The sequence below is a fragment of the Pseudomonas sp. B40(2017) genome, from assembly GCF_002112855.1.
Classification (GTDB): Bacteria; Pseudomonadota; Gammaproteobacteria; order Pseudomonadales; family Pseudomonadaceae; genus Aquipseudomonas; species Aquipseudomonas pharyngis.
The window spans coordinates 772,583-785,598 of sequence record NZ_NEIT01000002.1 but is presented as its reverse complement, the minus strand read 5'-3'; the positions used below and the strand labels follow the sequence as shown (position 1 = coordinate 785,598).

The 13,016-nt window shown below is 61.6% G+C and carries 10 protein-coding genes; 9 read left to right on the top strand and 1 reads right to left on the bottom strand.

Annotation, left to right across the window (positions count from 1 at the left end; genetic code table 11):
- Positions 1–2 precede the first annotated feature (2 nt).
- The 3 genes from prlC (at position 3) to CAF76_RS07210 (ending at position 4,497) form a co-directional block, all read left to right on the top strand.
- Positions 3–2,054 (top strand): oligopeptidase A, encoded by a 2,052-nt coding sequence (gene prlC / locus CAF76_RS07220; RefSeq protein ID WP_064600647.1) that lies wholly within the window; start codon positions 3–5, stop codon positions 2,052–2,054.
- Positions 2,051–2,341, top strand: coding sequence for a YheV family putative zinc ribbon protein (locus tag CAF76_RS07215; RefSeq protein WP_007953955.1), 291 nt, complete (start codon positions 2,051–2,053; stop codon positions 2,339–2,341). Before prlC ends, CAF76_RS07215 begins: the two co-directional genes overlap by 4 nt.
- Positions 2,342–2,454: 113 nt before the next feature.
- Positions 2,455–4,497 carry a M3 family metallopeptidase gene (locus CAF76_RS07210; RefSeq protein ID WP_085647196.1) on the top strand — a complete coding sequence of 681 codons (2,043 nt, stop codon included), beginning with the start codon at positions 2,455–2,457 and terminating at the stop codon, positions 4,495–4,497.
- Here the strand turns inward: CAF76_RS07210 and CAF76_RS07205 are convergent.
- Positions 4,484–5,128: a dual specificity protein phosphatase family protein gene (locus CAF76_RS07205; protein WP_064592520.1), complete on the bottom strand. Its 645-nt coding sequence runs from the start codon at positions 5,126–5,128 to the stop codon at positions 4,484–4,486. The two genes, CAF76_RS07210 and CAF76_RS07205, sit on opposite strands and share 14 nt — an antisense overlap.
- 297 nt (positions 5,129–5,425) lie before the next feature.
- Here CAF76_RS07205 and CAF76_RS07200 point away from each other — a divergent pair, with 297 nt between their 5' ends.
- The 6 genes from CAF76_RS07200 (at position 5,426) to CAF76_RS07175 (ending at position 12,993) form a co-directional block, all read left to right on the top strand.
- Positions 5,426–6,172: a gluconate 2-dehydrogenase subunit 3 family protein gene (locus tag CAF76_RS07200; protein WP_085647195.1), complete on the top strand. Its 747-nt coding sequence runs from the start codon at positions 5,426–5,428 to the stop codon at positions 6,170–6,172.
- 2 nt (positions 6,173–6,174) lie between these two features.
- Complete coding sequence (locus CAF76_RS07195; protein ID WP_085613564.1) at positions 6,175–7,959, top strand: GMC family oxidoreductase; 1,785 nt, start codon at positions 6,175–6,177, stop codon at positions 7,957–7,959.
- Positions 7,960–7,971: 12 nt separating this feature from the next.
- Positions 7,972–9,273 carry a cytochrome c gene (locus tag CAF76_RS07190; RefSeq protein WP_085647194.1) on the top strand — a complete coding sequence of 434 codons (1,302 nt, stop codon included), beginning with the start codon at positions 7,972–7,974 and terminating at the stop codon, positions 9,271–9,273.
- A gap of 74 nt (positions 9,274–9,347) precedes the next feature.
- A complete protein-coding gene (locus CAF76_RS07185; RefSeq protein WP_085647193.1) occupies positions 9,348–10,406 on the top strand; it encodes a PA0069 family radical SAM protein in 1,059 nt (352 codons plus the stop codon).
- Between the two features lie 238 nt (positions 10,407–10,644).
- Positions 10,645–11,376, top strand: coding sequence for a carbonic anhydrase (locus tag CAF76_RS07180; RefSeq protein ID WP_064592510.1), 732 nt, complete (start codon positions 10,645–10,647; stop codon positions 11,374–11,376).
- A gap of 90 nt (positions 11,377–11,466) precedes the next feature.
- Positions 11,467–12,993: a SulP family inorganic anion transporter gene (locus tag CAF76_RS07175; protein WP_085647192.1), complete on the top strand. Its 1,527-nt coding sequence runs from the start codon at positions 11,467–11,469 to the stop codon at positions 12,991–12,993.
- Positions 12,994–13,016: the final 23 nt, after the last annotated feature.

Genomic DNA, 13,016 nt, shown 5'->3' with positions numbered 1-13,016 from the left:
CCGTGAGCGTGAACAACCCTCTTCTGCAGTCCTACGACCTGCCGCCGTTCTCCGCGATCCGTGCCGAACACGTGCAGCCGGCCATCGAAACCATCCTGGCCGACAACCGCGCCGCCATCGCCGAAATCCTCAAGACCCAGGGCCAGAACCCGACCTGGGCCGGGCTGGTGCTGGCGATGGACGAACTCAATGATCGCTTGGGCGCCGCCTGGAGCCCGGTCAGCCACCTCAATGCCGTGTGCAACAGCGCCGAACTGCGCGAAGCCTACGAGTCGTGTCTGCCGGCATTGAGCGCCTATTCCACCGAAATGGGCCAGAATCGCGAGCTGTTCCAGGCCTATGAAGCCCTGGCCAACAGCCCGGAAGCCGCCGGTTTCGACGTGGCGCAGAAAACCATTCTGGAACACGCCCTGCGCGATTTCCGCCTGTCGGGCATCGACCTGCCGGAAGCCGAACAGAAGCGTTACGCCGAAGTGCAGAGCAAACTGTCCGAACTGGGCAGCCGCTTTTCCAACCAGTTGCTCGACGCCACTCAGGCCTGGACCAAGCACCTGACCGACGAAGCCGCCCTCGCCGGCCTGACCGATTCGGCCAAGGCGCAAATGGCTGCTGCCGCCCACGCCAAAGGCCTCGACGGCTGGCTGATCACCCTGGAATTCCCGAGCTACTACGCGGTGATGACCTACGCCCAGGACCGTGCGCTGCGTGAAGAAGTCTACGCCGCCTACTGCACCCGTGCGTCGGATCAAGGCCCGAATGCCGGCCAGAACGACAACGGCCCGGTGATGGGCGAAATCCTCGACCTGCGTCAGGAGCTGGCCAAACTGCTCGGTTTCTCCAGCTTCTCCGAGCTGAGCCTGGCCACCAAAATGGCCGAGTCCAGCGATCAGGTGCTGAGCTTCCTGCGCGATCTGGCCAAACGCAGTAAACCGTTCGCCGCCCAGGATCTGCAACAGCTCAAGGCTTACGCCGCCGAGCAGGGCTGCGCCGATCTGCAAAGCTGGGACAGCGGTTTCTACGGTGAAAAACTCCGTGAACAACGTTACAGCGTGGCTCAGGAAACCCTGCGCGCCTACTTCCCGATCGATAAAGTGCTGGGCGGCCTGTTCGCTATTGTTCAGCGTCTGTACGGCATCGAGATCGCCGAACTGAAAGGCTTCGACACCTGGCACCCGGATGTACGCCTGTTCGAAATCAAGGAAAACGGCCAGCACGTCGGCCGCTTCTTCTTCGACCTCTATGCCCGCGCCAACAAGCGTGGCGGCGCGTGGATGGACGGCGCCCGCGACCGTCGCCGCACCGTCGACGGCGTGCTGCAAAGCCCGGTGGCCAACCTGGTGTGCAACTTCACCCCGGCCGACAGCGGCAAACCTGCGCTGCTGACCCACGATGAAGTGACCACCCTGTTCCACGAATTCGGCCATGGCCTGCATCACCTGCTGACCCGCGTCGAGCATGCCGGCGTGTCCGGCATCAACGGCGTGGCGTGGGACGCGGTCGAGCTGCCAAGCCAGTTCATGGAGAACTGGTGCTGGGAGCCGGAAGGTCTCGCGCTGATCTCCGGCCACTACGAAACCGGCGAGCCGCTACCGCAGGATCTGCTGGAAAAAATGCTCGCGGCGAAGAACTTCCAGTCCGGCCTGATGATGGTGCGCCAACTGGAGTTCTCGCTGTTCGACTTCGAACTGCACGCCACCCACGGTGACGGCCGCAGCGTCGCGCAGGTGCTCGAAGGCGTGCGCAACGAAGTCTCGGTGATGCGTCCTCCGGCCTACAACCGCTTCCCGAACAGCTTTGCCCACATCTTCGCCGGCGGTTACGCGGCGGGTTACTACAGCTACAAGTGGGCGGAAGTGCTGTCGGCGGATGCCTTCTCCAAATTCGAAGAAGACGGCGTGCTGAATGCCGACACCGGTCGCGCCTTCCGCGAAGCGATCCTCGCCCGCGGTGGTTCCCAGGCGCCGATGGTGCTGTTCGTCGACTTCCGTGGCCGTGAGCCGTCGATTGACGCACTCTTGCGCCACAGCGGCCTGAGTGAGGACGCGGCAGCATGAGTGAGGCACCCGTGAAGACCAAAAAACGCTTTATCGCCGGGGCGGTCTGCCCGGCGTGCAGCGAGCCGGACAAATTGATGATGTGGAGCGAGGACGATGTCCCGCACCGTGAATGCGTGGCGTGCGGTTACAGCGACACGCTCAATGCCCAAGGGCTGTCGGTGCCGAAAGAGCTGGGCACGCGGGTCAACACCAGCGCGCTCAAGCCTGCCCCGGACAAGACGGTTCAGGCAGTGCAGTTCTTCCCGAATCCGAAGTTGAAGAAAAAGCCTGACGAGCAGCACTGATCCTCAACCACCTTCCCCGATTCGTCGGTGGAAGGTGGTATTGGCTTAACACCTGTCCCCCGCACTTGCTTCATAGGCTGGCCCCTTTGCGCCACGCCTCGAAGGAAGCTGCCATGCCCGACACCAATCCCCTCCTGCAACATTGGACGCTGCCACCCTGGCCAGCGATTCGCGCCGAGCATCTCGTGCCGGCAGTCAACCGCATCATTGCCGACAATCGACATATCATCGCCCAAGTGATCGCCAGTCAGTCCGAACATCCCGGCTGGGACGATCTGGTGCTGAGCATCGACGAAGCCGATGCCCGCCTCGGTGAAGTCCGCTCGATTCTCGAAACGTTGTCGATGGTCAGGTCCGACGATGCGATCTGGCTCGTGGAAAGCGCCAAGGCGCATCTGGCGATCAATCAGTATCGCTCTGAAAAAGCCCGCAATCGCCGGTTGTACGAGACCTATCAGCGTTTGGCGCAGAGCTCGATCGCCGGCAGTTTCGATGAGGCGCGCAACATCGCACTGTCGCGAATTCTGCGCCGATTCAAGCAGTCGGGCATTGAGCTTCCCAATGAACAGCAGCAGGAGCTGGCGCGTTTGAACCGCGAGATCGGTGGGTTGGAATTCGTATTTCTGGACAACCTCGAGCGCTGGGCCGAGGCGTGGAGCAAACGTGTTGACGATGTGGCACTGCTTACGGGCCTGCCGCCGGCGATGAAGGATCGCCTGGCGCGCGCCGCACGCCAGGCCGGGCATGACGGCTGGCTGATCCGCCTGGACCAGAACACCTGCCAGCACATTCTCAAGTACGCCGAGAACCGCGCCTTGCGTGAGGAATGCTACGTAGCCTACATGACCCGCGCCTCCGATCGGGGCCCACTGGCCGGACGCTTCGATAACGGCCCGGTGCTGGCCAAGCTGCTCGCCTTGCGCCAGCAGAAAGCCCGTTTGCTCGGTCATGAAAACGCCGCGCAACTGAATCTGGCCAAACACAGCGCCCGGACGACGGCGTGGGTCAGTGGTTTTCTCCAGCGTCAGGCGGCGCAGCTGGCTCCTGCCCTCGCGCAGGATGCAGAACAACTGGCGGCCTTTGCGCAGCAATGCGGGATCGACCGGGTCCAGCCGTGGGATGAAGACTTCCTCGCCGAACAATGGCGTCAGCAGCAGTTTCCCGGCGCACTGGAAAACCTGCGTGATTACTTCCCGCTCGAGGGCACCTTGCGCAGGCTCTTTCTGTTCTGCGAACGGATGTTCGGGATCCGCATCGTCGAGCAGTCCGGCGGCGGGCATTGGCATGACGATGTGCGCCTGCTGGAAATCAGCGAGCATGAACAGGTTATCGGCTACATCTACCTCGACCCGTTTCACCGCGACAAGGCGGTGGACTTCCCCGGCACCACCACACTGCGCAATCGCCGGATCAACGCCGAAGGTCGCCCGGCGCTGCCGATTGCCCTGCTCCACAGCAATTTCACACCGCCCACCGATACCCATCCGTGCCGCCTCGAAATCGACGATCTTCGAGTGCTTTTCCATGAGTTTGGCCACTGCCTCCAGCACGTGTTGACGCGTTCGCCCCATTACACGCTGTCCGGCATCCTGCAATTGGGGCATGAAGCGGCAGAGTTTTCCGGGCAATTGTTTGAGCAATGGTGTCAGTCGCGCGAGTTTGTGCTGTGGCTCGGTGCCCATTTTCAGACCGGCGAGCGCTTGAGCGCCGCACGGGTCGACGCGGCTCTGTCAGCCAGTCAGGCCCATTCCAGCCGGCAACAGGCCTTGTTGCTGATGGGGGCGATGATTGACTTCGAACTGCACTTGACCCACGGCGATGGACGCTCGGTCGAAGAGGTTTGCAACGATGTGCAGCGCACTCTGACTCATCTGCAATTACCGGACGATCACCGGTTCGCCAATGGTTTCGATTACATGGTGACCCAGTACGACGCTTCGGTTTACGCCTATGTCTGGTCGAACATGCTGGCCCAGGAAGCATTCAAGCGCTTCAGCCGCGACTGGGTGTTCAACGCGCAGACCGGTCGTGAGTTTCGCGCAACGTTCTTTACACCGGGTGCGGGGCGTCCGCTCCTGGATGCGGTTGAAGCGTTCGTCGGCCGGCCAGTCGCCGGCCTCGTTAATGAGGAGGCCGGAAGGGTTACTTCAGATTGACCGTCTGAAACCAGCTCTTCATCGAGCACGTGGCAAACGCGCTGGTACTGCAATCGCCATTGGCCAGCGCGGTGCGCAACTTGTCGACATCGACCTGCATCACGTAACGCACGCTGTCGCGGAAGTGACCACTTTCACCAAAGCCGCCCTGGGTCATTTCGTTCAGGGCATCCTCCTTGCTCCAGCCCTGCACGACGATCCGGTACATCGCCGCCATCAGGCCGGTGCGATCGGAGCCATGCTTGCAGTGCATCAACACCGGGCCGTCGGCTTCGGCGGCTTGAATCGCACGCAGGGTCTTGAGCACATCACTGTCGTCCACGTGATTGGTGCGATAGGGCAATTGCACCTGATGGATACCGGGGGCCTTCAGCCAGCTGGAATCCGCTTCCGGCAGAAAATTGATGACGGTGGCCACCTTCAGGTTGTTCAGCAACGGCACCGCGCCGTCATCAGGGAGCGCGCTGCGATACAGCGTGGGCGACATCTGGAACAGGTTGTATTGCACCTCTACCGGTTGCGCCCACTCGACGGGACGGGAAGCCGGGGTTTGCGCAGCCTGAGCTGGAATCCAGCTGAACAGGGCCAGCAGCGATAAACAGAAAGCGGAGGAAAAACGCGTCAGGAACATGCTTTACGGCGACCGTGTGGGTTTCGTCAGTGAAGGCCGCAGCTTGCGAGCTTCGCGGTCAAATCCGCGTGAGGCGCTTGTAAAAGAATCGTGAATACCGCGATTCCCTTGATCGAAAAGCGCTGTTTTTTTGGCTGAATCGGTTCATCCGGTTGCTTAGCCTGCTACCATTTGTCACATCATGTTGCAGACGCGTCCCCCTTCTACCGGTCATTCCGGCCACGTCGCAGCCAGAAAATTCTTGAGCCGTTCGCAGAAACGGCTGACAACCATCAATGCCTGATGAGGTGCATCCCCATGTCTGATGAAGATCGAGACAACCCGCGGCGTGAGTTTTTGCGCAAATCCCTGACCCTGATTCCAGTGGTTACCCTCGCCGGCAGCGGACTCGGCAGCACCGTGCTGCAAGCCGCGCCGGAAAGTGCGCCTGCCACGCCCCCGGCGAAACCGGCCGCCGTTGAAGCCAGTACCTATCAGCCAAGCTATTTCACTGCCGAAGAGTGGGCGTTCATCAATGCCGCCGTCGCGCAATTGATCCCCAACGATGCGCAAGGCCCTGGGGCACTCGAGGCCGGCGTGCCGGAATACATCGACCGTCAGATGAACACGCCGTATGCCGCCGGTGCCCTTTGGTACATGCAGGGCCCGTTCAATGCCGACGCCGCGCCGGAGATGGGCTGGCAGAGCAAACTGGTCCCGAAAGAAATCTATCGTCTCGGCATCGCCGCCACGGATCAGTGGGCAAAATCCATCAACGGTAAAACATTTGCCGAGCAAGACAGCGCTACCCGAGACGATCTGCTCATGCAACTCGAAGCCGGGAAACCGCAATTCGACAGCGTTCCGGCGAAGATTTTCTTCAGCCTGCTGCTGCAAAACACCAAGGAAGGGTTCTTCTGCGACCCGATCCATGGCGGCAATAAAGGCATGGTCGGCTGGACCATGATCGGCTTCCCCGGCGCCCGCGCCGATTTCATGGATTGGGTGGAACGCAACGAGCAGTACCCCTTCCCGGCAGTTTCGATTCGCGGCGAGAGGGCGTGAGCATGGCAACGGTAATGAAAAAGGTCGACGCAGTGATCGTCGGTTTCGGCTGGACGGGCGCGATCATGGCCAAGGAGCTCACCGAAGCGGGGCTGAACGTGCTGGCACTGGAACGCGGGCCGATGCAGGACACCTACCCGGACGGCAACTATCCACAGGTGATCGACGAACTCACCTACAGCGTGCGGAAAAAACTCTTCCAGGACGTTTCCAAGGAAACCGTCACCATCCGCCACAGCATCAACGACATCGCCCTGCCGAATCGCCAGTTGGGCGCGTTCCTGCCCGGCAATGGCGTGGGCGGCGCCGGGCTGCACTGGTCGGGCGTGCACTTTCGAGTCGACCCGATCGAGTTGCGCATGCGCAGCCACTACGAAGAGCGCTACGGCAAAAGCTTCATCCCCAAGGACATGACCATCCAGGACTTCGGCGTCAGCTATGAAGAACTGGAACCGTTCTTCGATTTCGCCGAAAAAGTCTTCGGCACCTCCGGCCAGGCCTGGACCGTGAAAGGCCAACTGGTCGGCCAGGGCAAGGGCGGCAACCCGTACGCACCGGATCGCTCGAACCCGTTCCCGCTGGAAGCGCAGAAAAACACGGTTTCCGCACAGCTGTTCGGCAAAGCGGCTACCGAAGTCGGTTACAAACCCTACAACCTGCCTTCCGCCAATACTTCAGGGCCGTACACCAACCCGTACGGCGCGCAGATGGGCCCGTGCAATTTCTGCGGTTTCTGCAGCGGTTATGTTTGCTACATGTATTCCAAGGCGTCGCCGAACGTGAACATTCTGCCGGCGCTGAAACCGCTGCCGAATTTCGAACTGCGGCCCAACGCCCACGTCCTGCGGGTCAACCTCGACAGCACGAAAACCAAGGCCACCGGCGTCACCTACGTCGACGGCCAGGGTCGCGAGATCGAGCAACCGGCGGATCTGGTGATCCTCGGCGCGTTCCAGTTGCACAACGTGCGTCTGATGCTGCTGTCCGGCATCGGCAAGCCCTACGACCCGGTCAGTGGCGAAGGCGTGGTCGGGCGCAACTTTGCCTACCAGAACATGGCCACCATCAAGGCGTTCTTCGACAAGGACACCCACACCAACAACTTCATCGGTGCCGGCGGCAACGGTGTGGCGGTGGATGACTTCAACGCCGACAACTTCGATCACGGGCCGCATGGCTTCGTCGGTGGCTCGCCGATGTGGGTCAACCAGGCCGGCAGCCGACCGATCGCCGGCACCTCCAACCCACCGGGCACCCCGGCCTGGGGCAGTGCGTGGAAACGCGCCACTGCCGATTACTACACCCACCAGGTGTCGATGGACGCCCACGGCGCGCATCAGTCCTACCGTGGCAACTACCTCGATCTGGACCCGGTGTACCGCGATGCCTACGGCATGCCGCTGCTGCGGATGACGTTCGACTGGCAGGAAAACGACATCAAGATGAACCGCTTCATGGTCGAGAAAATGGGCAAGATCGCCGAGGCCATGGGCCCGAAAGCCATTGCCGTGATCGGCAAGAAAGTCGGCGACCACTTCAACAGCGCCTCGTACCAGACCACCCACCTCAACGGTGGCGCGATCATGGGCACCGATCCGAAGACCAGCGCGCTGAACCGCTACCTGCAGAGCTGGGACGTGCACAACGTGTTCGTTCCGGGTGCCTCGGCATTCCCGCAAGGGCTGGGTTACAACCCGACCGGGCTGGTCGCCGCGTTGACCTACTGGTCGGCGAAAGCGATTCGCGAGCAGTACCTGAAAAACCCCGGCCCGCTGGTTCAGGCTTAAGGAGCGATGACCATGAAGACTCTTGTTATCGCGACCCTCGCGCTGCTCGGCAGCACGGCCGCTCACGGCGCCGAAATTGATCAATCCCTGATCAAACAAGGCGAATACCTCGCCCGTGCCGGCGACTGCGTGGCCTGCCACACGGCCAAGGATGGCAAGCCGTTCGCCGGTGGCCTGCCGATGGAAACCCCGATCGGCACAATTTACTCAACCAACATCACCCCGGATAAAACCGGTGTCGGTGACTACAGTTTCGAGGACTTCGACCAGGCCGTGCGCCATGGCGTGGCCAAAAACGGCACGACCCTGTACCCGGCGATGCCGTACCCGTCCTACGCCCGTGTCAGCGAAACCGACATGCGGGCGCTCTACGCCTACTTCATGCATGGCGTTGCACCGGTGGCGCAAGAGAACAAGGCCAGTGACATCCCGTGGCCATTGAGCATGCGCTGGCCGCTGATGGGCTGGCGCTGGCTGTTCGCGCCAAAGGTCGAGGACTACAAACCCGCGTCGGACGATGCCGTCGTCAGCCGTGGGGCGTATCTGGTGGAAGGCCTCGGACATTGCGGCGCCTGCCATACGCCACGGGCCCTGACCATGCAGGAAAAATCCCTGAGCGCGGCCGAAGGCAGCAGTTTTCTGTCAGGCAGCGCGCCGCTGGAGGGCTGGATCGCCAAAAGTTTGCGCGGTGACCACAAGGACGGTCTCGGCAGTTGGAGCGAAGAGCAACTGGTGCAGTTCCTCAAGACCGGTCGCAGCGACCGCAGCGCAGTGTTCGGCGGCATGAGCGACGTGGTCACCCACAGCATGCAGTACATGACCGACGCCGACCTGACCGCGATTGCCCGTTACCTGAAATCGCTGCCGGCCAATGATCCTGCCGACCAGCCGCACCAGTACGACGAGAAAGCCGCCAAGGCCTTGTGGAACGGTGATGACAGTCAGCGTGGCGCGTCGGTGTACATCGACAACTGCGCGGCGTGCCACCGCACCGACGGCCATGGCTACACCCGGGTGTTCCCGGCGCTGGCAGGCAATCCGGTGCTGCAATCGGACGACCCGACCTCGCTGATTCACATCGTGCTCAAGGGCGGCGCTCTACCTGCGACGCACGCCGCGCCATCGACCTTCACCATGCCTGGCTTCGCCTGGCGTCTGTCGGATCAGGAAGTGGCCGATGTGGTGAGCTTCATCCGTGGCAGTTGGGGCAATAAGGGCGCGCCGGTCAAGGCCGCTGACGTGACCCAGTTGCGCAAGGACGATATGAAGCAAACCTCGAACGATGACCTCGGCCAGGTGACACAGCACAACTGACTGTTCGCCCAACGGCACTAGTCAGATCGACAGCGTCTCGATACTGTATATGCACACAGTATCGAGGCGCTGCCATGTCCACCCCTCTTCCTCCGCGCGGTCGCGGCACCGCCACCAACCCGCACAACCGCTTCGCGCCGAGTCGTTCGGTGGCCGAGGATGACGGCTGGTATCAGGAAGTGCCACTGACTCAGGGCACCGAAGTCAGCTTCGAAACCGCGAAGACCATCATCACCCGCAACACCTCCCCGGACCTGCCCTTCGACCGTTCGATCAACCCCTATCGCGGCTGCGAGCATGGCTGCATTTATTGCTATGCACGGCCCAGCCACGCTTATTGGGACATGTCGCCGGGGCTGGATTTCGAAACCAAACTGATCGCCAAAACCAACGCGGCACAGCTACTGGAAGAACAGCTGGGGAAAAAAGGCTATCAATGTGCGCCGATCAACCTCGGCTCCAATACCGATCCCTATCAGCCGATCGAACGCGAACACCGAATAACCCGCCAGACCCTCGAAGTGCTGCTGCGCTACCGGCATCCGGTGACGATCGTCACCAAGGGCTCGCTGATCCTGCGCGACCTCGACCTGCTCACCGAACTGGCACAACAGCGGCTGGTGGCGGTGATGATCAGCCTGACCACCCTGGACGACGAACTCAAACGCATCCTCGAACCCCGCGCCGCCGCACCCAAGGCGCGTTTGCGGGCGATCCGGGTGATGCGCGAGGCGGGGATTCCGGTGGGGGTGCTGTGTTCACCGATGATTCCGATGATCAACGACAGCGAGATCGAAAGCCTGTTGACCGAGGCCCACGCGGCCGGCGCCCAGAGCGCGGCCTATATGATGCTGCGCCTGCCGCTGGAAGTGGCACCGCTGTTCGAGGAATGGCTTGAAGCGCACTACCCGCAGCGTGCGGCGCATGTGCTGAGCCTGATCCGCCAGAGCCGTGGCGGCGAGCTGTACGACAGCCGTTTCGGTGCCCGGATGCGCGGCGAGGGGCCGTTTGCCGACCTGCTCGCCCAGCGCTTCGCCAAAGCACTGAAACGTCTTGGGCTCAATCACCGCGAAGGCTACAACCTCGACTGCACGGCCTTCTGTCCGCCGGGTCGTCAGATGGCGCTGATTTAGCGACAATTGGCCCATGGTTGAGAGGAAGGAATGCTTGACCCGGTTTACGCCGGTCACACATTTTGTGACCTGGAACACACGTTCTAGAGCGCTTGATTCAGTTTGAGTTAAGTTTCGGCAGTTACCTTGCTCATCGAGTGACTGACGGGTCGGGATGACCCGGATGTTCTAAACAGCCACTGGCTTCACACCGGAATACACGGGAACGACTCCCCGAATCCGCCAATGAGGATGAATCATGAGTGACAAGGATAAACAGCCGTTGGCTGCGTCGGCGCAAGCCGCCCCTGTGGCGGAATCCGCCGATGCAGCGTTGAAGCGTATCGTTGACGGCTTTTTGCATTTTCATCATGAGGTCTTTCCGCAGCAGGAAGAACTCTTCAAGAAACTCGCCACGGCCCAATCGCCACGGGCCATGTTCATCACCTGCGCCGACTCGCGCATCGTTCCTGAACTGATCACCCAGAGTTCGCCCGGCGATCTGTTCGTGACACGTAACGTCGGCAACGTCGTGCCACCCTACGGCCAGATGAACGGCGGCGTTTCCACCGCCATCGAATATGCGGTACTGGCCCTCGGCGTGCAGCACATCATCATTTGCGGCCACTCCGACTGCGGCGCCATGCGTGCGGTACTCAATCCGGACAGCCTGGAAAAGATGCCGACGGTCAAAGCCTGGCTGCGCCACGCCGAAGTCGCGAAAACCATGGTGCATGACAACTGCAACTGCGCCGACGAAAAAGAAAGCATGCCGATCCTCACCGAGGAAAACGTCATCGCCCAACTGCAGCACTTGCGTACCCATCCTTCGGTAGCCTCGCGCATGGCGAACGGTCATCTGTTCATCCATGGCTGGGTCTACAACATCGAAACCAGCGAAATCAAAGCTTACGACGCGGATCAGGGTTGCTTCCTGCCGCTCGACGGCAGCCATCCGATTCCGGTGGCGACGCCCAAAGCGCGCTTCTAAATCCTCCTAAAAATCCGTGTGGTTTGACGCCGGCCGCTGTTTCAGCGGCCAGGCACTGCCACGCCTGAAGAAAACTTCGGGAGTATCGCCATGCGTGCGGCTCAATTGAAAGCTGTGTTGCCACGGGAGCTGCTCGCTTCAGTGGTTGTGTTTCTGGTCGCGTTGCCGCTGTGCATGGGCATTGCGATTGCTTCAGGGCTGCCACCGGCCAAAGGCCTGATCACCGGGATCATCGGAGGGCTGGTGGTGGGCTGGCTGGCGGGGTCGCCGTTGCAGGTCAGCGGTCCGGCGGCGGGTCTGGCGGTGCTGGTGTTCGAGCTGGTACGCCAGCATGGCATCGAAATGCTCGGGCCGATCCTGCTGCTCGCCGGTTTCCTGCAACTGGTAGCGGGACGCCTGAAGCTCGGTTGCTGGTTCCGGGTCACGGCGCCAGCGGTGGTGTACGGCATGCTTGCCGGTATCGGTGTGCTGATCGTGCTGTCACAGGTGCATGTGATGCTTGACGCGTCACCGAAACCCTCTGGTCTGGACAATCTGACGGCATTCCCCGGCGCAGTGGCGCAGGCCTTGCCGTCCTTTGGCTGGCAGGCCGGGCTGCTCGGGCTGTCGACCATCGCGGTGATGTGGCTGTGGGAAAAATTCCGCCCGCATTCGCTGCGTTTCATTCCCGGCGCGCTGCTCGGGGTCGGGCTGGCGACAGGTGCCAGCCTTTTGCTGGCGCTGCAAGTGAAGCGGGTTGAAGTGCCGGCGAATCTGGCCGAAGCCATCGACTGGCTGAAACCGGCGGACCTGCTCAGCTTGGCTGACCCGACGCTGCTGATCGCCGCGTTCGCTGTCGCCTTCATCGCCAGCGCCGAAACCCTGCTGTCCGCCGCCGCGGTGGATCGCATGCACAGCGGCCCGCGTTCGGATTTCGACCGTGAGCTGTCGGCGCAAGGCGTCGGTAACATGCTTTGCGGTCTGGTCGGCGCGCTGCCGATGACCGGGGTGATCGTGCGCAGTTCAGCAAACGTCCAGGCTGGTGCCACCACACGTTACTCGACGATTTTCCATGGCCTGTGGTTGCTGGCGTTCGTGCTGTTGCTGTCGAGCGTGTTGCAGAGTATTCCGGTGGCGAGTCTGGCCGGCGTTCTGGTTTACACCGGTTTCAAACTGGTGGACCTGAAGGCGTTCCGTGGTCTGGGGCGTTATGGCCGGATGCCGATGTTCACCTACGCCGCCACGGCGCTGGCGATCATCTTCACCGACCTGTTGACGGGCGTATTGATCGGTTTCGGCCTGACTTTGTTGAAACTGGCGTTCAAGGCCTCGCGCCTGAAAATCAGCCTGATCGATCTGCCGCAGGAAGGGGAAATGGAGTTGCGTCTGGTGGGCGCCGCGACGTTCCTCAAGGTGCCGGCGCTGACTCAAGTACTGGGCAGCATTCCGCCGGGCACGACGGTTCACGTGCCGCTCAATAACCTGAGCTACATCGACCATTCGTGTCTGGAACTGCTCGAAGAGTGGGGCCGGGCGAATGCGGCCAAGGGGGCGAAACTGTTGATCGAGTCGCGTGGATTGAAGCGACGGCTCGAGGGACGGATCCGCACCACCACCGGGATCGGTGCGGCGGGCTGAAAACACTTGGGGGAACAGAGCAA